This window comes from Ferruginibacter sp. (assembly GCF_031391665.1).
Taxonomy (GTDB): domain Bacteria; phylum Bacteroidota; class Bacteroidia; order Chitinophagales; family Chitinophagaceae; genus Ferruginibacter.
Genome location: NZ_JANMUN010000023.1, coordinates 36767 through 61641 on the forward strand (window position 1 = coordinate 36767; position 24875 = coordinate 61641).

Consider the following 24875-nt stretch of genomic DNA (forward strand, 5'->3'; position numbering starts at 1 on the left):
AGGGGGAACTTGGAAGCAGTATTCTAATTTAGGAAAGATGATAATTACAGGAGAGATGATTAAAAATTTATTCTTCTTTTTAAAAAAGAAATAGAAAAGAATAAAATTATGATGTTTAAAAAAATTGAGTGGAGATTATTTTTTAAGTTGCTGCTGCTTTTTGCAGCGCTTAGTGGTGCTGCATGGTTTTTGGTTACCAAAAATTATTTGTATGCCGCAATACTGGGTATTGTAATTATTATTTTGATGATTGATATTTACAGGATGCTTAAAAAAGCACAGGATGAAGTGCAGGAATTTGTAGAGTCCATCCATTACCGTGACTTTTCAAGATATTTTAATGTTAAACATGCGCCAGCTGAATTACAAACGCTGCGTAAAGGTTTCAACGATATCAACTCCACCTTTAAAGTTATCAGTAAAGAAAAAGAAATACAATACCAGTACCTGCAAAAAATTTTAGAATTGGTAGATACCGGAATTATTTCTTTTGAAACCGAATCGGGAGAATTAAACTGGATGAATGATACTTTTAAAAAGATGATGGACATTCCTTATTTAAAAACTATTCATTCTTTAGAAAAAAGAGATGCCGCTCTTTACAATGAAACAATTGCTATCAGACCTGGCGAAACAAAAGTTGTAACCATTACAAAAGAAAACCGGCAGATAAAAATTTTGCTGGCTGCCACTATGTTTCAAACCGAAGGAAAAATAAATAAAGTAATTGCCTGCCAGAATATTAATGAGGCATTAGATGAAACAGAAGCCAGGGCCTGGCAAAAATTATTAAGTGTAATGACGCATGAGATCATGAATTCTGTTGCGCCAATTTCTTCTCTTGCAGGCACTTTAAAAAACCGTTTATCTCAAGCCAATTCATTTTCCAATAACAGCGGCAGTAATATGGACGATTTGGAACTGGGGCTGGAAACCATTCAACGCCGCAGCGAGGGATTATTAAAATTTACAGAAACGTACCGCAACCTTAATAAAATAACTACACCCAATCTTAAAAAAGTATTTGTTCGTGATCTGTTTGAAAATTTACATACTTTAATGCAGCCCACATTAGAGCAGAAAAATATTGAACTCGAAATAATATTAAAAGATCCGCACTTAACCGCAGCCGTAGATATTAACCTTGTGGAACAGGTGCTGATAAATTTAGTAGTTAATGCATTGGAAGCGGTAAAAGAAAAACCAAACCCACGAATTGTATTATCTGCTTCGGCCGAAAACAATAAAATTTTAATTAAAGTTGCCGACAATGGTTCCGGCATTTCGTCAGAATTAATTGATAAAATTTTTATACCTTTTTTCAGTACTAAAAAAAGCGGAAGTGGAATTGGCTTAAGTTTATGCAAACAAATAATGATGCTGCATAAAGGCAATATCCAGGTACAAAGTACAGAGGAAAAGGGATCTGCTTTTGTTTTAATCTTTCCGGTATTAAATACACCCATCGGTTAATGAACTTTAAAACAGGAGAATTCAAATATTTTATTATTCTTCCGGTTTTAAATTAATACCAATCAGACATGTACATTTTAAAATAGATCACGTTCAAATTAAATTACTTCCATTCATAATTGGGCTTCTCCCCCATTTCAAAAATTAATTGGTTGCCGTTTATTATTTGCTGATGAGTGATGAAGGGTTTTATCAGCGGTTTACCATCCAGCTTTACCTGCTGAATGTATTTATTTTTTTCAGATAAATTGTTAGCTGTAATTTTAAAAATACGTGGTTTACTGTTTGCAATAAAATGCATCGTTAGTTCTGCAAATTGCGGCGCACCAATTGCATATTCGCCAGATGCCGGTGCCACAGGATAAAAACCCATAACCCCAAAAATATACCAGGCGGCCATTTGCCCGCAATCTTCATTTCCATTAATACCAATGGGTGCATTGCGAAAATTTTCGCTAGTATGTTTTCTTATCAGCTCCTGTGTTTTCCATGGTTGGCCGCAGTAATCGTACAAATAAATATAATGATGGCCAGGCTCGTTATCATGCCGGTAATGACCGCCGTTAAAATTTTCATCAAGCTTAGCCGCAAATTTTTCTTTACCTCCCATCATATCAATCATACCCGGGGCATCATGCATGGCACCAAAAGTGTAAGTCCATTGGCCACCTTCGGTAAAACCATTCCAGGTGCCATCACTATTTTTTTCATCCCAATTGCCATTTAATTTTTTGGGAAGCAAAAAACCTGTTTTAGGTTCGTACAAATTTTTATAATTTTTACTTAGTTGTATCAATTGTTTGTAATCACTTATTTTTCCCAGTCGCTTAGCCATTTGCGCCACTGCGTAATCATCCACACCATATTCGATAGTACGTGAAACTGATTCAGCAGTTTTATCTACCGGCACGTAACCCAGCTTTTTATAATAAGTAAGCCCGGCCTGTGCTTCGTACCCCGTCCATAAATCCCTGTCGCCATATTTTAAAATGGTATCATTATCAGGAGAAACTAAAGCATCTTTTACCAAAGCTTCATAAGCCAATTTTATATCATAACCATTAAAACCTTTTATATATGCATCTGCAATTACTGGGTTTGCATGTGTACCAATCATGATATTTGTTTCTGCCGGGTTGGGCCACATGGGCAACCTGCCACCCTCTTTATACATTTGCAGCATTGCCGTTATCATTGGATTAACACGTTCGGGCTGTGTAAAAATTAATAAAGGATGTAAAGCACGGTAGATATCCCACAAAGAAAAATCGTTGTACGAAATACCCTTATGAATTTTATCATCAAAGCCGCTGTAATATTTTCCATACTCACTCATTTCACGGGGAAACTGCATAGTATGAAACATCGCTGTATAAAATATAGATTTTTGATCTTCGGTTACACCGTTTATTTTAATACGGCTTAAACTTTTTTGCCATTCATTACGGGTAGCAGTAACAATTTGATTGAAATTTTTTCCATCAACTTCCATGGCCATATTTTTTCTTGCCTGCTCAATACTTATGAATGATGTGCCAATACGCACCTGCACTTTTTCATTCTCCTTAGTTGAAAAACTAATGTATGCCCCCGCTCTTGTTCCATATTGTTCCCGGGATAATGCATTTATTGTATCACCACTCCAAGTGCCGTACGAAGAAAAAGGTTTATCAAATTGAATTACAAAATATCCTTTAAAGTTGGGCATCGGCGGACCAATTTGTGCCGACATTCTATCAGGGTTATAACCTGTAATTTCATTTTTATCTTTATTAATATTTACATAGCCCCTTAAAGTTTTTAATCTTTCTGTATAGTCATTGGCCCAATGTTTTATTGCAGGGTTTAAATTTATCCCCTGTATAATGATGTGGGCATCCTGCGAAGCAGGAAAAGTAAATTGAAAAATGCCGCAACGGGAAGAAGAAGCTATTTCAGTTTTTATTTTTTTATTATTATCCGCATTTAATAAAACCGCATAATAATAAGGAGTAGCTATTTCATTGGCATGACTGAATGTTAGGGCTCTTTGTTCAGGCAACACTTTTAAATTTCCGGTTTGCGGCATTACTGAAACATAACCATAATCTCCCATCCAAACTGTGGGTTGATGCGATGCTAAAAAACCAATAATGCTGCTGTCTTCATAAAAATAATTCATGCGGCTCATAAAATTTTCGCCTGTTTGCGCCACAAAATTTGTCATGGAAAACGGAGGGCCCACACTTGGCATGGTGCCACCTCCATCTAAACCTTTTGCAAAACCAGTGGCCGCAGTACCGATGAGTGGGTTTACATAATCAACTTCCTGTTTTTTCTGTGCAAAGCAGTTTATAAAAATGAAGAGAAAATAAATTAGTAGAATGGATTTTTTTTTCATACAGTTTTTGATAATAAAGTTTAGTTGGATTTTTTTGAAGGAAAATATTTTTTGCAACACTGGCACTTTATGAAAACTATTTTGCTTAGTTAATAAAATACAGAGTACAATGCTGCCAATATACCAATGATAATTACTGAGCCCACAATAAAGCCCGGTGAAGTACGAAACATAGTTTTATCTATAACAACCAGTTGCGGATTGTTTTTGCTTTTATTATCAGCAAGACTCATCACTACCATTAACAACATAAGAAAAACAAATACAATCGTCATTCGGTCCATAAATGGAAAATCGGGAAATGCGCCATTCGTCCAACCGGGCAAAAATTTTAAAACTGTGGAAAGGGGAATCGTAAGAATGGCTGAAGTAAGTGCGGCAGCGGATGTTGTTCGTTTCCAGAAAAAACCTAAAAGAAAAATTGACAATACTCCCGGCGAAATAAAACCTACATATTCCTGTATAAATTGATAAGCCTGGTCAAGATTTCGTAATGCAGGTGCTACCAAACAGGCAAGTACCATTGCAACTATTACAGTTATTCTGCCGGTAAGCACTAACTTTTTTTCTGAAGCATTTTTATTAAAAAATTTTTTATAAATATCCAGAGAAAAAATGGTTGATATACTATTGGCTTTACCAGCCAGCGATGCAACAATAGCTGCAGTAAGTGCGGCAAAGGCCAGCCCTTTTAAACCATTAGGTAAAAGATTCATTAATGTTGGATAAGAATGATCAGGTTTTATTATTCCGTTTGCATCTGTCATCTCCGGCTGAAACATTCCATTTTGATACATTACATACATAGCAATGCCGGGAATAACAACGATCAATGGAATCAGCAGTTTTAAAAATGCAGCAAACAGAATCCCTTTTCTTGCAGTATTTAAATCGGCGCCCAATGCCCTTTGAGTAATGTATTGATTGCAGCCCCAGTAATTTAAATTATTGATCCACATCCCTCCAATTAAAACCGACAAGCCGGGAAGGTCTTTGTAATGCGGACTTGCTTTATCAAAGATCATGTGAAAGTGTGTAGGTGCTTTATCTTTTATTACACTTAAGCCTTTTAAAATATCGCTGCCATAACCAAATTTTTCTGATACTAACGTTAATGCAAGATAGCAGGTAACCAATCCTCCCATTATTAATACCAGCACCTGTATCACATCTGTATAACCAATCACCTTCATACCACCCAATGTTACTACGATAGAAAAAACACCCAGGCCAATCATGCACCATTCAAAACTTATTCCCGAAATAGAATTAATAGCCAGTGCACCCAAATAAATAATTGAAGTTAGATTTACAAATACATATACCAGCAACCAAAATATAGCCATCAGCGTTGCCACTGTATCGTTATACCGCTTTGATAAAAACTGCGGCATTGTAAAAATTTTATTCTTTAAATAAATGGGGATAAAAAAAATGGCAACAATAATAAGTGTAGCAGCCGCCATCCACTCGTAGCTGGAAATGGCAAGCCCCAAGGCAAAACCAGAACCCGACATGCCAATAAAATGTTCGGCAGAAATATTTGATGCAATTAAAGAAGCGCCAATAGCCCACCACGTTAGCGAGCCTTCGGCAAGAAAAAAATCTTTTGAATCCATTGCCCCGGCTTTTTGCTGGTGATACATCTTACGATGATATACCCAATAGCCATAAGCAGAAACTCCAATTAAATAAATAAAAAAAATTACATAATCAAGGGACTGAAGATGATTCATCAGGTTGGTTTAGTTATTAGTGGCTGAAAAATATAGCTTTTAATATCCTTGATTCTGAATTAAATAACCCGGTAAATTAGAAGCCGCATCAATTGCAGTTAAAGGAATTGGGAAAAGCCTTTTATTTACATCAGTGCTGGTTTTTTCAGTCCATGTACCTTCATATTTTCCAAAACGGATCATGTCTGTACGCCTCACCATTTCCCAATACAATTCAAATCCCCTTTCACGAAATAATAGATCCAGTGTTATTAAAGGTAATGGCGGTGGAGGATTGGTTCTGGCTGCCCTTACAATATTTACATCTGCTAAGGCTCCTGCTGCATCTCCTTTTCTCAATTTTGCTTCGGCACGCATTAAATAAACATCTGCAAGGCGCAGGATAATAATATCATGCTCTCCAAAATTTCTTCCGCTTACCGATGTTTTGCTGTACTCATATTTTGAAACCCTGTAGCCGGTACTGTAACCACTTCCCGCTATTGTAAAATCAACTTGCTCAGTAAAGTTAACGGGTACATTAGTTGAACCTGGACGGGTTGTATTGTGAAGTTTTCCTACTTTTATTCCGTTGGTTCCACAATTTACAAATGCGCCACTAACCCTTATCAATCCGTATTGCTGGCCTCTTAATATTCCACGGTCAATATTAAAACTTGCTTTTGGCACACAGGAATCAATTGGAACAACTAAATTTTGTTTATAAAAACGGGGATCTGCCACAGCAGGATCTACCGGTGAGTATGCGTTTACCCATGTACGGTAAAATTCAGGAGTAATACCAGGCCCGTCTGTTCCGTTTGCACCAGGTTGATTGGTTAAAGGAAAATGATCGCCTGATAAAGAAAAGTACCCCATCCTGTTATGACCATTCCCTAAATCGGCACGCTGATCCACAGCAAAGATCAATTCTTTATTGTTGTGATTGTTGTCATTAAAAATAGAAAAGTAGTCTGGTGATAAAGCATATTGTCCGGATGTAATGATCTTATCACAATTTTCAATCACCTTATCCATATCCTCATTTTTAAAAGTAAAGGATGCGGCATAGCGATCTCTGTAAACTGCTGCATTCAAATACAACCGTGCCAACAATCCCTGAACACCTGCTTTAGTAAGTCTGCCGGGGCCGGTAGTATTATCCAAAAGCGGCTCCACAGCCAGAAATTCCGATTTGATATATGCAATAGCTTCTTCGCCTCTTAAAATTTTTGAAATCTCACTGGCATCTTCTTTAACGAAAATCAATCCATAAAGATCTAATGTAAGCATAGAGTAATAAGCCCTCATGGCCCTTGCTTCGGCAAGAAATATTTTTGAATCAGCGTACGTGTTAGTGGGAAGCGAATTGATAGCTGTAACAGCCCTGGATATTCCTATTAAAATATGATTCCAGGTATTTCTCACATTTACATCGGAGCTTATGTTTTCATGTTTGTGTACCTGAACATAAATACCATTATCACCCCAGTCGGTTCCGCCACGAAAAGGCAGAATAGCCTCATCAGTGGAAATTTCCTGCAAAGCAAAATAGGTGGTATGCATAAAAACATCTGTTAGTTTTGCATATACCGGCGCAATAACACCTTCCGCCTGTTGCTTATCTGTAAGCCCCACAACCGAAGATTCATCCAATATATCTTCTTTTAGTTTTGTACAACTGTTAATTACTGCGATGCCTGTAAAAATCACCAGCAGATTTAATATTTTCTTTATCATGATCGCTTATTTTAAAATGAAAAATTTAAACTAAAAATGAAAGACCTTGCTTTAGGATAACTTATGAAATCAATGCCATAAGAAGATACCCCATTGATTGACCTGTCGATATTTACTTCCGGATCGTAACCCTTATATTTTGTGCTTACAAAAAGATTTTGCCCCGTTACAGATAAACGTACAGCCGATACCCATTTATTTATTCTTAAACTTGTTGTATTGAAATTATAACCCAGCGAAGCATTATTCAATCTTAGATAAGCCCCATCCCTGAGATATCTTGAAGTTACAGGAGTTGGATTATTCAGCGACTCTTTGGGATCAGCAACAGACTCACTGGTGGCATTCACATTTTTGGCCAGCCTTAATTTAGAGAAACTTACATTCTCTGTATAATTATATATTTTATTTCCCGACACTCCATTAAAGTTGACGCTAAGGTCAAATCCTTTATAAGCGATGTTGCCGTAAAAACTATAGGTACAATTAGGCAGTGCGGTGCCTAATGCTAGCCTGTCATTATCATTAATAACACCATTCTTATCAACATCTGTGTAAGTGCTCATACCATTATTATCGAAGCCTGTAAACTCTTTTAAATAAAAAGTACCAATTGGCTGACCATTTACATATCCATTGATGGTGGATGATGTTATGCCAGCTCCCGATACAGAACCGGCAGGTATTAATGAGTAAGGCGATTTTTCTACTTTATTTTTTATTAAAGTAAGATTGCCTCCAACATTATAAGAAATTGAATGCGCTGATTTTGCTTTGTACCTGTAATCTAATTCAAATTCTGCACCCTTATTTGTAATCGTCATGTCTTTTACATTCGACCATACATCTGTTGCAGGCTGAACAGGATCAGCGGGAATTACCTGCAGCAGGATGTTGTTGGAAACCTTACGAAAAAAATCTATGGTACCGGTTAATGCTCCTTTGAATAATCCAAAATCCAAACCCAGATCTGTTTGTTCAGATGATTCCCATTGAATATCGGAGTTAGCCAATCTTGTATAAGCATATCCGGCCGGATAATTTCCTGAAGCAGGATATAGTGGATAGCTGGCTGATCCCAGTGAAGTAAATAATGCTTGTGTAATTTTTGGCGGTATTTCCTGGTTGCCTGTTAAGCCCCAACCAGCCCTCAATTTTAAATTGCTAAACATGGAATTCTCCATAAATTTTTCATCGGAAATCTTCCAGCCCAAAGAGAAAGAAGGGAAATAACCATACTTATTATTATCACCAAATTTAGAAGAACCATCTGCCCTGAAATTAGCAGTAAACAAATACTTATTGTTATACTGGTAAGTTACTCTTCCAAAAAATGATTGCAGTTCATTAATAAAAGCAAAACCTCCGGGGCGGTTATTTGCCAGTGTTAGATCCTGGCCTACTCCGGGATTATATATCGGATCTACTCCGCCAACCACAAATCTGTTTATGCTGCTGTTTCTTTGCTGCACAAATATTTTTTGATACGAATGCCCAGCAAGTGCAGATACATTATGCTTTGTATTATTCCATGCATAAGTAAGATAGTTTTCTATCAGCGTATTCCTGTTCCAGTTATAAATATTTTCTAACCTGCCTTCCCGAAAGGGTATTGTACTTGGCAAACTTTCAACATCACGTGTTGAAGTGGAATTATCAATTCCAAAATTCAATTTATAAATCAGTCCTTTAATTATTCTGAATGAAGGAGAGATATTACCAATTACCCTGTTAATGGTTGTAATTTCTTTATCGAGGTCAAAATAAAGTAATGGATTGATATTCTGATACACCGCCGGCTTGCCATTTGCATCATATGCCGGGTAAGTAGGATTATAAGTTATAACATCTCCTAAAACACTTGTAATGGGAGGACGTGTTTGCTTTGTATTGCCAACATTCATATTAAGCTCCAGAACCAACCTGTCTTCTAAAAACCGTTGTGTAACATTAAATCTTCCCGAATACCTGTTGAGGTCATTTTTCTTAATAATGCCTTCCTGTCTTTGCATACCCAACGAAGCAAAGTAAGATAGTTTATTTGCTCCTCCACTCAAATTGAGGTTGTAATTCTGTGTGATGGCTTTTCTTACAGCTTCTTTCTGCCAATTTGTATTGCCGCCTTTATTATCCAATACGCCACCAGCTTTTGGAACTTCAATTCGAAATTCATCTCCTGTAAAAACTGGTAAATACCTTGCTATAGTCGAAACGCCAATACTGGAAGAAAAACCAAGCGTAGAGATACCTGCTTTGCCCCTTTTAGTAGTAATAATGATTACACCATTTGCACCACGGGCACCATAAATAGCGGTAGCAGATGCATCTTTCAAAACATCAATCGTTTCAATATCCTGTGGATTTATAAAGTTTAACGGATCACCTCCACCGGTGCTGGAATTATCTAAAGGCAAACCATCAACCACAAAAAGAGGTGTGCTTCCTGTTCTCACACCACCGGGTCCTCTAACTGTAATTCCCATAGCCGCACCGGGTTCGCCACTGGCAGAAGTTACATTTACTCCGGAAACTTTGCCTTGCAATAGTTGTTGGGGGCTGGTGATGATACCTTTATTAAAGTCATCGCTTTTCAATGATTTTATGGACCCCGTTACATCCCTTTTACGTTGAGTACCGTATCCAACCACCACCACCTGGTTTAATTCAGTGGCATTGGGTTGTAAAGATACCTCAAGGTTTGTATTTTCTCCTGCCTCAATCTCCTGTGTTACATAACCAACATAGCTGATAATTATTACACTTTTTTTGCCGGGAACTGTTATTGTAAAAGCACCATTAACATTTGAAAAAGTATTTTGATTTGTACCCTTTACAGAAACTGTTGCTCCACTTAAAAATTTGCCGGAGCTTCCGTCCTTTACTGCCCCACTTATGGTTTGTTGAGCATTAATATTGGTGTTGGCTAAAAAACAAAAGCAAATTAAAAAGATAGCTAAAAACATTTTTAAGCAACGATGTAAAAAATAAATTTTACTCATGTTAGGTAATTTAGTTTTGGTTAAAAATCAGGAAAAATCCTTTTACTTTTATTAATGATAATTTAATAAAATGATACATTTGAAAAATAAATGCATATCACTATATGCCTTCTTTATTTATTCTTTATTATTTTATTTTGCTCATCACCCATAATGAGTTTTAAAATAAATTTTATAATTTAAAAATATAAGACCGGTATTATTAAGCACTTCAAAAATATTTCTTCGGTATTACGTTACTATCAACTGTATATTACTTTAACATTAACACCAAAATAATATATTTTAAAACTACCCGGCATTACTGCAGCATTAAAACTTTAAAGAAGCAGGCAGGTGTTTTGCAACCAGGTCTTCGTAATAAGATTTTAATTCTTTCCACACAGGAGGTTTTGGATTTTTTGAATATAAATCATAAGGATTAAATAATTGTACCCACCTCAGCATCTCCCTGTCATGATCATCCAGCAGGTAATCATATTCTCCTTCTCTGTGCCATGCGTAAAATGAATGGTAACGCAGCATATATAAACCGCCTTCAGGTATTTTACCTTTCAGCATCTGGTAAACGTATTCATCATGCCCCCAACTCATATTCACATTACGCAAACCGCAACCTTTTTTATATACACCGTATTGGGTTTGATATTCTGCATTGTTATAATCCGGATTATTTTTAAAAAATTCGGGGTAAACAATTTTATCGGAATAGGCACAACCCACCGGAAAAGTATCGCCTACAACTGCCCACTGCGGTTCTCCAAATAAACAAAGCACCTTACCCATATCATGCATCAGGCCCACCAGCACCATCCAGTCAGGGTGCCCATCCCGGCGTATAGCTTCTGATGTTTGCAATAAATGCTGAAACTGGTCCAGGTCAGTATCCGGATCAGAATCATCTACCAATTGATTTAAAAATTGAAAGGCATCCCAAACGGGCATTTCCTTCTTATCAAATTTTAGAAAATTGTTTTGCTTTTCCTGTACAAAATCATAAGTTTGATAAGTGTGATTTAACCTGTAAAACTCTTTAACCGTATCTCTTGCAGGCTCATTATAATTACGGTAATCGTCCGTTTTTTTTTCGGCAGCAATAGTATCAGGTTCGGGATAGCGTTGCAGTACATCTTCCTCCCATTCATCCAGGTTGTTTAAAGGATTTAATTCTTTAGAAGTGAATTTTTTTTGCGTTACGTCCATAGCAGGCATTTGTTGGTGAAGAAAAAATCGTTACCCTAAGTTCAAGTTTTTTATTATAATAAAAGTATAATGGCTTAGCTTTATTTACGAAACCGTTTTCGTAAATAATGCGGTTAAAAATAATTTTGTTTTGTAGTATTACTAACAATGAAAGCTTGATTTATTACCATGAAAAATATTAATATTAAAGCACTTGCCTGCGAACTTAATTTGTCCGTTTCAACCATTTCAAAAGTTTTTCACGACAGCTATGAAATAAGTGACCATACAAAACAGCGTGTACTGGAAACTGCAGCAAGATTGAATTATGTACCTAACCCCTATGCCAGCAGTTTACGTGGCAGAAAAAGCAAAAACATTGGTGTGGTTATACCGGAAGTGGCAGATAGTTTTTTTTCGCTGGCGATAAATGGCATTGAAAGTGTTGCCAAAGAAAAAGGCTACCATGTATTAATTTGCTTAACACACGAAAGTTTTGAGAATGAAAAAAACATTTTAAAAGAATTTCAGGGAGGAAGGGTTGATGGTGTTCTGATGTCAGTTTCAAGAGAAACTTCACACAGCGATCATATCAATGATTTAATAAGCAACGGCTTACCCCTTATTTTTTTCGACAGGGTTTGTGAAGATGTACAAACAGCAAAAATAACAACCGATGATTTTGAAAGTGGTTATAACGCTACAGAACATTTAATACTGCAGGGTTGCAGTAAAATTGCTTTCCTTGGTATTTCAAAAAGCTTATCCATAAGCGGTAAAAGATTAGAGGGTTATTTAAATGCACTTGCAGATTATGAGTTGAAGGCAGATAAAAAAAATATTATTCTTTGTACCAACGATGCAAAGCATAATTACACAGCAATTAAAAAAATTTTACAACAAAAAAATAAACCAACCGGTATTGTGGCATCTGTTGAAAAATTAACCACACCGGTTTATAAAGTTTGCGAAATGCTTAAACTAAAAATACCCAAAGATGTAAAAGTGGTTTGCTTTTCTAATCTTGATACAGCTGCAATACTTAATCCTTCTCTTACCACTATAACACAACCGGCTTTTGAAATGGGCAAAACAGCTGCTACCATTTTATTTAAAGCATTGGAAAAAACAAATTTTAATTTAACAGGAGAAAGCCTGGTGATTCCTTCGGCTCTTGTAGTAAGAAATTCAAGCAGCTAAAATAAAAAATGGTATTATGAAATTCAATAAAATTTTCCTTGTTGCTGCAGCACTTGTCTTAGCAACAGTTATTAAGGCACAGCAATTTACTATTGGCACTTACAATCTGCGGTACGATAATCCAAAAGATTCAGGCAACTTATGGGTTAACAGGGCGCCGGTGATAAATGCACTGATACGTTTTCACAACTTTGATATTTTTGGCACACAGGAAGGTTACAAAAACCAATTAGATGATATTAAAAACACTTTACCGCAATATGAATATTATGGTAAAGGAAGAGATGACGGAATGGACAAAGGTGAGCACTCTGCTATTTTTTTTAAAAAAAATATGTTTAAATTATTAAACAAAGGAGATTTTTGGTTATCTCAAACTCCAGCCAAACCATCATTAGGCTGGGATGCTACCTGCTGCAACCGCATTTGTTCGTGGGTTTTACTGCAGCATAAAAAAACCGGGAAGCAATTTTATTTTTTCTCCGCACATTACGATCACCAGGGGGTGCAGGCACGTATAGAAAGCAGTAAACTGGTATTGCAAAAAATAAAAACAATTGCTGCAGGTAAACCGGCAATATTTGTGGCTGATATGAATGGTGCTTACAATAGCGAATGGTACAGCACCATTGCCCGCTCTGGTATTTTAAAAGATACACACAATGAAGTAAAATATCCTTATGCCAACAATGCATCGCACAATGGTTTTGGTAAAACAAAAGAAAGCAATGATATTATTGATCATATTTTTATAACTGATACATTTAAAGTAAGCCGCTGGGGTTTACTTACCGATACTTATCATGGCAAGTATCCTTCCGATCATTTTCCTGTACTGGCAGATATAAGCTTTAAATAAAAACAATTTTTCAAATTTATATTTTCAAACAACTTCAGGCTGTTTCAAAACATTAAACCTTCTATCTAAACTATACTTATTCATTATGAAGCATACATTAAATTATAAAATAGTAACAGTTTTTTTGCTCCATTTAATTTTCTCTTTACAATTAAATGCCCAGGCCCCGCTTGTTGATGATGGCAGTTATAAAGGCGGATCAATAAAAGGAATAAAAAAATTAGACAAAGCACTAAACTTTGTTGTTATTGGAGATTGGGGACGCAATGGAGAAAATTTTCAAAAAGAAGTAGCTACTGCAATGGGACAGGCCGCACACGATCTGCCTGCACAATTTGTAATTACAACCGGCGACAATTTTTATCCTTATGGTGTTAAAAGCACAGCGGATTATCATTGGATATCTTCTTTTGAAAGTATTTACAGGGCACAGTCATTACATGTAAAATGGTTCCCTGTACTGGGCAATCATGATTATATCTCTAATCCTGATGCAGTAGTAGATTATTCTAAAATCAGCAGCCGTTGGGAAATGCCGGCAAGATATTACTCGAAAAAGTTTTTTATTAATGGAGATACTGCACAGGGTGTGCTGATCGCTTTTATTGATACCGATCCTTTTGAAAAAAAAATGCAGGGTGTAAAAAACGACAGCATAAAATATACTGTCAACTCAGTAAAAGATCAGCAGCAATGGCTGGAAAAAACTTTAAGTGATAAAACAGTGAAGTGGAAAATTGTAGTGGGGCATCACACCATGTACACCGGAGGCTGGCGGCTAAATTCGCCTGATACAAAAAAAATGCGCGCCTTTTTAGAACCTATTTTTAAAAAGTACGAAGTAAACCTATACATCTGCGGACACGAACATCATTTAGAATATACAAAACCTGAAGGTGGTACCCATTACATTATTTCAGGATCGGGTTCGGAAGCCCGGCCTGCAGTTATTAACCCCGAGGGTGGAAAATTTACTGCTGCCGAGCAGGGCTTTGCTGCTTTTTCCTTTGCCGGCAACCAGGCAATGCTTCAATTTATAAATTATAAAGGAAAAATAATTTATACTACTGTGATAGATAAAAATAATGGCCAATGAAAATTAAACAAGGAGGATGTATAAAAAATAAACGCATCTTTTTTACTGGAAAATCTTTACTGTTGTTTTTTACCTCCGTTACATTTTTTTTAAATGCAACGGCACAACCAAAAAAATATTCGGCAGTCAATGCACATGCACATAACGACTATGTTCACCCTGTTCCGTTTTACACCGCATTCCATGCAGGCTTTGGTTCTATTGAAGCAGATGTTTTTGTGGTAAACGAAACTTTATGTGTAGCTCATAAAAAAAATGAGGTACAACCACAGCTAACATTAAAGGCACTTTACCTTGAACCACTTTTAAAAGAATTTACTTCAAACAGTAACCGGCATATAAAATTATTAATCGACATTAAAGAAAGTTATTTACAAAGTCTTCCGCTGCTGCTGCAGGAATTACTACCATTGCAAAATTTTTTATCCACCCCATCAGCAAAAAAATCATTACAAATTATTATAACCGGCAACAGGCCACCGCCTGCGGCCTATAACAATTATCCCTTGTATATTTATTTTGATGACGATCTTAAATTGCAGCACACTGCAGATGAATGGGCAAGAGTTGGTTTGGTTAGTTTACAATTCAGCAAACTTGTTACCTGGAAAGCCGAAGCTGCAATTGAAAAAAAAGATAAACAAATATTGAAGCACATCATAGATAGTGTGCATGCATCCGGTAAACCCATTCGCTTTTGGGCTGCACCCGATACTTTACTATCATGGAAAGTACAGATGAAACTTGGTGTTGATTTGATTGGTACAGATAAAATTGAAACGCTTGCAAATTTTATCCAACCCCCGTTTAAAAAATAAAATGTAATTGTACTTACCCGTTTTCCTTTGGCAACTTTTTTCCTTTTTAATCCGGCATAAGCAGTTATCTCATTTTTTTTGAGCGCAACAATGCTTCCAGAAAATAATAGTCAGCATAAATAAGCGGCACATCAATTTCACTTTTTGCAGGCTTGTGGCCGGTGCTGTGCAATAATATAAAACCATTATTTTGTTTTGCCGGGGCAAGATATTTTGCAGAGAGCTTTTTTAAAATAAAATCTGCTGACGTTGCATATCCCTTATCGCCAGTTAAGGTACTCAACTCATAAAATGCCGATGCAGTGATAGCCGCAGCAGATGCATCCCTGGGTTCGTTAATTAAATCAGGCACATCATAATCCCAATAGGGTATCATATCAAAAGGAATACGGCTTAAAATATAACCAGCAATTTTTTTTGCCTGTTGCAAATACATTTCATTTTTTGTTTCTCTGTAACACATGGTGTAACCATACAATCCCCACGCCTGTCCCCTTGCCCATGATGAGGAATCGCTGTAACCCTGTGCAGTAATTTTTTGCCGCACAGCACCTGTTGCAGGATCGTAATCAATTACATGATAAGAACTGTAATTGGAACGGTAATGATTTTTGATAGTGTTATCAGCATGGCTGACCGCAATTTTATAAAATGATGAATCTCCTGTAAATTTTGTTGCTTCAAACAGCATTTCCAGGTTCATCATATTATCAATTATCACCGGGTACTTCCATTTACTTTCGCTGGCAAAATCCCATGATTTTATTACACCGGCTACAGGATTAAATCTTGTTGATAAAGTTTTAGCTGCTTGTATAATTACATTCCTGTAATTAGTGTCGCCGGTTAAGCGATACCCATTACCAAAGCTGCAATAGATCATAAAGCCCAGGTCGTGAGTGCCGCCGTAAAATTGTTGACTTTCTAATGCTGCTGTAAATTTTTGCGCAGGCAACATCCATTTTTTATTACCTGTGTATTCATACATCATCCAAAGTTCACCGGGGAAAAATCCACTTGTCCAGTCCTGCCCTTTTACCAATTTTAATTTACCTTTTTCTTCACTTCGTGGAGAAACCAGTGCAGCAGCTGCGCCATTTAATTTTGCCGAATTAATTACCGACAGCATATAAGTTATTTGCTGCCCTGCATTTTTAAATTGTTTTTTTACACTCACTTTCTGGGCAACACTAACATTTGTAAAAATCAACAATACCCCCATTACTGTTGCCCTATACAACAAAGAGTTTTTTCTTTTATTTAAATGGTTCATTGTTTTTATTTTAAATCAAAACTTGCTAAGAAAACTATCTAACTTTTTTAATTGTATGGCGTTTAATACAGATTCGCCTTCTATTGAATTAAAGGCAATAGTTATGCCTGCATTATTTACCACTGTTACCTTTGTTTTTTTAACAATGGCTGTAGCTGCACCATATTGTTGCTGTATATTAAAATTATGCAACAGTACTTCATCATTTACACTTACATTAAAAATTCTCTGTACTGCATTCTCATCTCTTCCTGTATCTGTAAGATTGTATGGTGGCATTTTAATTACACCGCCCTGCAATTCGGCAAAGTGCAGTGTAAGTTCGTAAGTACCTGCAGGTACATCAAAACGATATTGTTGTATACCTACCTGTTGTGTTTGATAAACCGGATCATCATCTGTGCCTGCAATATTTTTATCTGTACCGTAAGGTAACTGCGTATTATTTTTAATAACAAAAGGTTTGCCGCCAATATGCCCCCAGCTTCCGGAGTGGTAAGGCTGATCGGGTAACCACAGCTGTTGATTTTTTTCATCAATAAAATAACGTTTTGCACCCAATAAAATATTCAGCTGAGTGAACGGAATTGTTTTACTATTTAATTTATAAGGTTGCAATTGAAAATTAATTACAAGTGTATCTTTAAATATAACTTCCTCCTTATTACCTGTAACCTGTAAAGTATTGGGGCCATTTACAAAAGGCACATTTAATGTTGCTAATCCATTTTTGACCATTGCAGCGCCAATAATTTTTCCATTTAAGTTTATTACCACTTCTTTTAAATTACTGGCCACCTGTACAGGCTGATAACAAAATTCACCCAGACTATCTGCAATACCTCCTCTTATATTCCATGCAGCAGTGCTGATTTTTATAAAAGGTTGTTTTAAAAAACTGGCCTGGTATAAATAGTAAGGGTCTTTCGGAATTCTGTTCCATGTAAGCAATCCTTTGTTGTTAATATGCGGCATCGTTTCTGTTCTCGTTTCCGAATTAAAATCGGCAAGGTTCCAAACTACAGCACCAGCAACAAAATTTCGTTTCATTATTTCTGTTATATAAAACTGGTGAAATTGCGTGGCATACTCCACACTTTTATCAAACCGTAAGGGAGTACTGCTTCTTATTCTATTGTCTGCATCAGCACCGTATTCACTTATCATAAATGGTTGCTGCGGTAATTTTTCGTGATGCCTGTCAAGGAATGCAGGAAAATCTTCTTGTTTACTGCTGTACCAACCGGAATATAAATTCCATCCGGTAATCATAGCTAAAGTGGTAAGATGATTATCATTGTACCTGTTAAAATCTGCATGATTGGCAATCATGGTATAGCGATACGGATCTTCCTTACGGGTAATGCTGTCCAATGACCTGGCAAGATTGGTTACCGATGAAAAATATATTTTCTGTCTTTCTTTATCAGTAGCAAAATGGGGTCGTAAAAGTATTTCGTTCATATAACACCAGATGATAACACTGGGATGATTATAATTTTGCCGAATCATTTCCACCTGCATTTTTTTACAGTTTTGATAAAACGATTCTGACTCAGTGATCTCATTCACTACAGGAATTTCTACAGATGTCAGCAAACCTAAACTATCGCAGGCATCAAGCACTGAAGGATCCTGCGGATAATGTGCCACCCTGAAAAAATTGGACCCCATTTTTTTTACCAGTGCAATATCTTCAACAGCTATTTTTTTACTAACCGCATTACCCATGCCTTCAAAATCCTGGTGGCGGCTTGTACCAATTAGTTTATAACTTTTGCCGTTAAGAAAAAAACCTTTGTCTGCATCAAAACTAAACCAGCGAAAGCCAAGGGGGTTTTTAATTTCATCCAATAACTTACCGGATACAGCATCTGTTATTTTTGTTACTACTGTGTATAAATAAGGATCTTCCGGCGACCATAAGTGTGGTGCATTAAAAGTTGAAATATTTTGTTCAAAGTTTTGTTGTTCGTTAGGATTAACAGCAGACAGTGTTTTTATTTCCCCTGCTTTTTTATTATGCCTGTCGAATATTGTTGAAATGATACGCAGGTATTTTTTTTCAGCACTTGCATTTACAACAGTTCCTTTAATGGCTATCGTTGCTTTTTTTGCTGTTACAACCGGTGTTGAAATATACAATCCGGCAGAGGCGTTATCTGCAAGTGTAAAATGAACATCGTTGGTAAATACTAAAGATACGTTTCTGTAAATACCTCCATAAAATGTAAAGTCAGCAGATAATGGCGGAATATTTTCATTATAGCTATTATCGACTTTAACTGCAATTTCGTTTTTTGCTAACCCGGTTTTTAAAAAAGATGAGATGGGAATACAAAAAGAAGTGTAGCCGCCTGTGTGACCACCGGCTTTTTTCCCGTTTACATAAACCTCTGTTTGTTGATTGGCACCTTCAAAATAAAGCAATACTTTTTTATTTTTTAATGCAGCAGTAATATCAATTGTTTTTTTATACCACCCTTCGCCACGGTAATACCCGGGCTCATCGTCCATAATATCTTTTACATTCCAGGTATGTGGCAACTGAACTGTTTGCCAACTAACTGCAGCATTGCCATCAACAATATATTTGTCTTTTGTAAACTGCCAGTCATTATTAAGTGGTAAAATGATCCGCTGTGCATTTACAAACTCTGTCAATAAAAGTAAAGAGAAAAAAAGTAGATATTTCAAAGGCAATGATTTCGAAATGCCCTGGAATGGTTTTTCAAAACCATCCCGGCACTTCTATTAATGTATATTTTATTTGACTAGTTGATCTGTACAGGCCTTTTGAAAGCAGTTGAAAATATATCCACATCAAATTGCGAAGTGATATTGTCAAGCATCTGAATTTCCATTTTGCGAACACCGGGAGCCGTATTATTCAGCAGTTTAACGTAAATGGTATCCATTGCTTGTTTTGCCTGCGGAAATATCATGGTATAACTGGTATCAGCCGATGCTATTATAATGCCATTTTTATCTACAATATTATAATCCACTCCACGCAAAGCAGGTGTGGTAATACCAGCAGTGGTAACGGCATATTTTGCAACAGCATCGTAACTGCGGGTAAAAGTGGAATAAAATTGTACAGGAAATTTGAGCAAAGCAGTCTGCGTTCTTGCAACGGTTACGCCTGTATTATTGTTGGGTACAAAAATGGCATAATAATGATGCTCCAGTTCGGATACGCCTGCAGGTGTATCGTTATCTTTTTCGCAGGAAGAAAATATAAAAACTCCCAAGAATGCAATGAAAATATATTGTAATGATTTCATGTTGTTTCTAATTTAAATGTTATTACCAGTTAGGATTTTGAATTACGTTTCCGCCACTCAACGAAATTTCATTGATTGGAACCGGATACAGGTAATCCCTGTCTATCCTGAAAGTTCTCGTGGAGGCTGGTTCTACTATCAGTATTTTATCAGCATTAAGATTCAGGCTGCTTTGCATCGTACCCACCCATTCGGCTGTAATAAACTTTGCCCCAAGAAGTTCTTTTGGCAATACAGTTTCGGCCACTTTCCATCTTATAAGGTCATCGTACCTGAATCCTTCCATACCCAGCTCTGCTGATCGTTCACGCCTGATCTCTTCACGCATGTCGAGATTATTTGCTGTAACAAATGCATTGGTGAGCTTTGGTGCAAAACCAACTCTTGTTCTTAATGCGTTAACAGTAATGTTAAGGTCTGCATCACTTATGGCACCATTTAATTCATACTTTGCTTCAGCATAAATCAGTAATATTTCGGCATAACGAATCAGCATTCTGTCTGTGGTTGCAGCGTTAGTAATTGCCTGGTCAACTGTACTGAATCCTTTTTTAGGTGCAATAGCTGTTCTTATACCCAAAGAAGTTTTTGGTATCCATGGCCCCTGGTAAGCTACTTCTCCTGCTCTGAAATAAGAGAAGCTGACACGGGGATCCCTGTTGTCAAGTATGGTATTATAACTTGTTTCATTTGCTTCGGGTACAAATAATGGAGATCGTGTAGCAGAAGCTGTTGTACCATCAACATTAAATGCAGGCAACCCATCGCTGTACAAATATTGCCTCAGTAAGTTACGTGTAGGTGCCAACTGGCCATTCTCTAAATTCCTGGAATGATTATGTCCCAATAAAAGATTGGCATTGCTTACTCCATAAATCTTCACCAAAATATTTTCTGTATTTGTTGGGCCTTCTCCAGCCTGTGTAAATAAATTACCGTAATTGGAAAACAGTACATGCCCTTCGGCCATTACACTTGTTGCTGCCGCAACAGCAATGTTCAGGTGGCTTTGCCAATTAGCAACAGTGCCATGAAATTTTCCTCTTGTACCTTCATACAATCCAACCCTGGCCTTTAATGCCCATGCTGCACTTTTTGTTACTCTTCCAAATTGTGCCGCAGTTAATGCGGCTCTTGTGGGCAACCATAAAGCAGCAAAGTCAAGGTCATCGTAGATCTGCTGCACCACTTGCGCTCTTGGAGTACGGGCCATGGTTAATTCGGGAGAATTAACCAACAGCGTTTTTAATAATAAGGGTACATCACCATAAATTTTAAGCAGCTTAAAGTAAGAGTATGCTCTGAAGAATCTTGCTTCAGCAAAATACCGGTTTCTTACAACATCGCTAACCTTTGCATTTAAGCCTTTTTCTAAAATATTATTGGCAGTAAATATTTCGCTGTAACGATCGCTCCAATCTCCACTGGTATTAGGTGCCGATCTTGTGCCGGTACTTACCACATTGGGGGCTGTATTTACAGCATCTTCTGCCCTGTTATCAATCCAGTCGCCGGGTAATTGCTGGTAAAGACGGTTAGCCGCATTCATCAGGTCGGTTTCTGTATTCCAGAAATTAGGATCTGTAATTTCTGTTTCAGGTAAACGGTCAATTTTACAACCCGTTAGTAAAAGACCTCCGATAAATATATATATTGATAATTGTTTAAACTTTTTCATTTTTCAGAATTGATTAAAGTGAAATATTGATACCAAATGCAACACTGCGGTAGAAAGGATATGCAGTTGCACCTATATTATTACTAACCTCAGGGTCGAATACACTCAGTACTTTAGTGCTCTCCCAAAGATCCTGGCCAGAAACATAAACCTTTAACTCCCTGAAATATTTTTTATTCACAGGAATAGAATAACCGAGCTGGATATTCTTCAGGCGTATATAACTTCCGTTTTGTGTCCACCTGTCTGATGGTCTGTAATTATGTGCACTGGTTTGATACATCCTTGGAAAAAATGCATTAGGATTTTCAGGTGTCCAGCGATCCATGTGAATTGTCCATGGCATATCAGCTGTGCCCAGCATTGGAGAAAGTGTTTCCTCACTAATTAAGAAACTTCTTTTCAATGCACCCTGGAAAAATACTGAGAAATCAAAACCTTTCCACAATGCTCCAATGTTGAAACCGTAAGTGTAACGAGCGTTGGTTGTACCAAGATAAACCAGGTCACCGGGGTTATCAGGTGTACCGGCACCGGGATCAATTTTACCATCGCCATTCAGATCAAGGTATTTTACATCCCCGGCTTTGGGGTTGGCAAAAAATGGATAAGCCACTTTTGCTTTATAAGCAGTAGCTTCTGCATCGGTTTGAAAAAATCCATCTGTTTTATATCCCCACACACTATTCATTGCATACCCTTCCATCAATCCTACTACACCACCGGTACCAATAGAACGCCTTCTATCATAAGCCAGCAGTTTATTCTGATTGTCTGATATATTGAATCCAACATGATAATCCAGTTTACCCATCTTATCCTTCCATTTAAAATCCAATTCGGTACCCCAGCTTTTTAGTTTACCTAAATTGATAAACCCCGGTGTTACGCCAATGATATTGGGAAGGTTTGGCCTGGAGAGTAAATCTGTTGTGATCTTTTGATAATAATCGGCTGTAATATTAAGCCTGTTTCCAAGTACACCCAGGTCGATACCGATATTTGACTGACCTACTGTTTCCCAGGTAAGATCAGGCGAAGCCATGATAGACTGATAAATATATTGTGTACGTGAGCCGTTTAATACAAGATTATTGGTGCTGGTAAGGCCGCTTGCTAAAAGTGGCAGGTAATCATACAATCCCAATGCATCACTGTTACCCAATTTACCCCATGAACCTCTTACTTTTAAATTATCAATAAACCTGAAGTTATCCATAAATGGTTCTTCGCTTATCCTCCAGCCTGAAGAAAAAGAAGGAAACAGACGCCAGCGGTCTGTTGGTACCAGCCTCGAACTACCATCGTAGCGGTAAGATGCTTCTAATAAATACCTGCCTTTAAAATTATAATTAAAGCGTCCGAATGCCGATGCAATTGCCCAGGTTTGTACAAGATCCCTGCTTGTTTTTGTAAGCGGATCCGAAAAATTCAGGGTAAAGAAATCGTTATTGATCATGCTTTGACCAGTAGCAGCTACTTCATCTTTCCTGTATTCTTCATACGATCCACCTTGTAACATGGTGAACGAATGATTCTTTATTTTATAATTATAGGTAAGATAGCCCTGAAGATTATTCTGATAAGCTTTATTTTTTATCAGCGACATGGTATTGGGTGTATTAATGCTGAAACGAACAGTATTCACACTACGGCCATACCAGAAAAGTGTTCTGCTGTTGTTCTCCATATTGTAATTGTTCTGATTTCTCCAGCCAATTACATCCAGCGTAAGCCCTTTAATAACATTCTTTATCTGAAAATTAAGTTTGGTAGTAAAGGTTTCGTAGTCACGTGTTTCCATCCCGGCATTTTGTTCAATATCTACTGCGTTTACCTGCAGGTCGCCATTAAATTTTTGTCCGGTTACATCTTCTGCCGGTACATATAACGACTGGCGGGTGCGGCTGCGGTACAGTCTGTTGATGATCTGTTCGGTACCGTAAGAATTTTCCCGGGTAAATGAACCTATGTATCCTGTAGTAAATTTAAGGCTGATAAATTTATTCAACTCAGCATTTACATTAGCCTTGAAATTATACCTGGAATTATCATCCGGGCCATACCGTAATACACCATCTCTTTTATAATAACTACCGGAAATGAGATAGTTTAATTTTTGCTCGCCACCACTTATAGACAGAGAATGGTTTTGCTGGTGATTTATCTTATCCATCCCCTCTTTTAACCAGTTATTATTACCATAATATTCCCAACGGTCGGCCGTTGGATTTGGACGATAAGAAAAATTGGGATTTTTCAACCATTCGATCTGCTCAGCACTAAATTCCCGTGCACCAGTAGCATTAAAACGGGCCTCATCAATCAGTGTCTGTTCATCCCATGAATCAAGCCTTTCAGGTTGCCTGGCAGTAATATTTATTCCATAATAACTATTGATGCTAATTCTTGTTTTACCAGTTGAGCCCTCTTTGGTAGTAACCAATATAACACCGGCAGCCGCCCTTGCTCCATAGATGGCAGAGGCAGAAGCATCCTTCAATACAGATATGGATTCAACATCACTGGGATCAAGCAGGTTAATATCCTGTTCAATTCCATCAACAAGCACAAGGGCACTGGCATTGCTGGTAACGGTAGTACTAAATCCACGGATTCGTATACCATAGCCTTCTGCTCCCGGCTTTCCACTACCTCTTAGTACTGTAACGCCAGGTAAAACGCCCTGCAAAGCACCCGTTACATTTGGTACCGGACGATTTGTAAGCTCTTTTCCACTTACTTGTGCTACAGCACCGGTAAGATTTACTTTTCTTTGGGTACCATACCCCACCACTACTACTGCATCAATTGTTTGTGAAGTTGAAGTGAGCCAAATATTAATAACAGTGCCGGAACCAACTACTTCAGTCTTACTATTATATCCCGTAAAAGAAAAAGTAAGTACAGCACCTTGTTCGGCCATTATGGAATAATAGCCTTTATTGTTAGTGGTACCCCCGTTTTTAGAATTACTTACTATCACACTAACCCTTTCAAGTGGCTTGCCTGTTGAATCAGTTACAGTACCTTCTACTTTTTTTAATTGAGCAGACAGAAGTGAACTCGTGCATTGAAAAATAAGCAATAGAGAAAATGACAACAGCCATTTTCCGCAGTAAAATTTTCGGACATTAAAATTTGTTGAAACTCTCATACAGCATTTTTTAGCAGG

15 protein-coding genes are annotated in these 24875 nt (G+C 37.2%); 5 read left to right on the plus strand and 10 right to left on the minus strand.

The features are described from left to right. Positions 1–108: 108 nt before the first annotated feature. Positions 109–1473 (plus strand): sensor histidine kinase, encoded by a 1365-nt coding sequence (locus tag ACY651_RS02000; RefSeq protein WP_462249186.1) that lies wholly within the window; start codon positions 109–111, stop codon positions 1471–1473. 103 nt (positions 1474–1576) lie between these two features. Here the strand turns inward: ACY651_RS02000 and ACY651_RS02005 are convergent, their stop codons facing one another. The 5 genes from ACY651_RS02005 to ACY651_RS02025 form a co-directional block, all read right to left on the minus strand. Beyond that, a complete protein-coding gene (locus ACY651_RS02005; protein ID WP_462249188.1) occupies positions 1577–3853 on the minus strand; it encodes a GH92 family glycosyl hydrolase in 2277 nt (758 codons plus the stop codon). 89 nt (positions 3854–3942) lie between these two features. Then, entirely contained in the window at positions 3943–5589 is a 1647-nt protein-coding gene (locus tag ACY651_RS02010) for a sodium/sugar symporter (protein WP_462249190.1), read from the minus strand. Between the two features lie 39 nt (positions 5590–5628). Then, the gene (locus ACY651_RS02015) at positions 5629–7308 is read right to left on the minus strand and encodes a RagB/SusD family nutrient uptake outer membrane protein (RefSeq protein WP_462249192.1); all 1680 of its coding nucleotides are present in this window, start codon (positions 7306–7308) and stop codon (positions 5629–5631) included. An 11-nt stretch (positions 7309–7319) separates the two neighbouring features. After that, positions 7320–10307 carry a SusC/RagA family TonB-linked outer membrane protein gene (locus ACY651_RS02020; RefSeq protein WP_462249194.1) on the minus strand — a complete coding sequence of 996 codons (2988 nt, stop codon included), beginning with the start codon at positions 10305–10307 and terminating at the stop codon, positions 7320–7322. A gap of 312 nt (positions 10308–10619) precedes the next feature. Continuing rightward, positions 10620–11510: an inositol oxygenase family protein gene (locus ACY651_RS02025; protein WP_462249196.1), complete on the minus strand. Its 891-nt coding sequence runs from the start codon at positions 11508–11510 to the stop codon at positions 10620–10622. 168 nt (positions 11511–11678) lie between these two features. Between ACY651_RS02025 and ACY651_RS02030 the strand changes: the two genes are divergently transcribed. The 4 genes from ACY651_RS02030 (at position 11679) to ACY651_RS02045 (ending at position 15462) form a co-directional block, all read left to right on the plus strand. Continuing rightward, entirely contained in the window at positions 11679–12689 is a 1011-nt protein-coding gene (locus ACY651_RS02030; protein ID WP_462249198.1) for a LacI family DNA-binding transcriptional regulator, read from the plus strand. Positions 12690–12705: 16 nt separating this feature from the next. Then, entirely contained in the window at positions 12706–13548 is an 843-nt protein-coding gene (locus ACY651_RS02035; RefSeq protein ID WP_462249200.1) for an endonuclease/exonuclease/phosphatase family protein, read from the plus strand. A gap of 85 nt (positions 13549–13633) precedes the next feature. Further along, positions 13634–14644 (plus strand): metallophosphoesterase, encoded by a 1011-nt coding sequence (locus ACY651_RS02040; RefSeq protein ID WP_462249202.1) that lies wholly within the window; start codon positions 13634–13636, stop codon positions 14642–14644. Next, the gene (locus ACY651_RS02045; protein ID WP_462249204.1) at positions 14641–15462 is read left to right on the plus strand and encodes a PI-PLC domain-containing protein; all 822 of its coding nucleotides are present in this window, start codon (positions 14641–14643) and stop codon (positions 15460–15462) included. Before ACY651_RS02040 ends, ACY651_RS02045 begins: the two co-directional genes overlap by 4 nt. Before the next feature lie 64 nt (positions 15463–15526). Here the strand turns inward: ACY651_RS02045 and ACY651_RS02050 are convergent, their stop codons facing one another. From ACY651_RS02050 to ACY651_RS02070, 5 genes are all read right to left on the minus strand, one after another. Beyond that, positions 15527–16735 (minus strand): glycoside hydrolase family 88 protein, encoded by a 1209-nt coding sequence (locus ACY651_RS02050; protein WP_462249206.1) that lies wholly within the window; start codon positions 16733–16735, stop codon positions 15527–15529. A 15-nt stretch (positions 16736–16750) separates the two neighbouring features. Further along, complete coding sequence (locus ACY651_RS02055) at positions 16751–19432, minus strand: glycoside hydrolase family 2 TIM barrel-domain containing protein (protein WP_462249208.1); 2682 nt, start codon at positions 19430–19432, stop codon at positions 16751–16753. Between the two features lie 77 nt (positions 19433–19509). Beyond that, positions 19510–20022, minus strand: coding sequence for a hypothetical protein (locus ACY651_RS02060; RefSeq protein WP_462249210.1), 513 nt, complete (start codon positions 20020–20022; stop codon positions 19510–19512). A gap of 22 nt (positions 20023–20044) precedes the next feature. Beyond that, positions 20045–21700 (minus strand): RagB/SusD family nutrient uptake outer membrane protein, encoded by a 1656-nt coding sequence (locus tag ACY651_RS02065; RefSeq protein ID WP_462249212.1) that lies wholly within the window; start codon positions 21698–21700, stop codon positions 20045–20047. 13 nt (positions 21701–21713) lie between these two features. After that, positions 21714–24857, minus strand: coding sequence for a SusC/RagA family TonB-linked outer membrane protein (locus tag ACY651_RS02070; protein WP_462249214.1), 3144 nt, complete (start codon positions 24855–24857; stop codon positions 21714–21716). Positions 24858–24875: the final 18 nt, after the last annotated feature.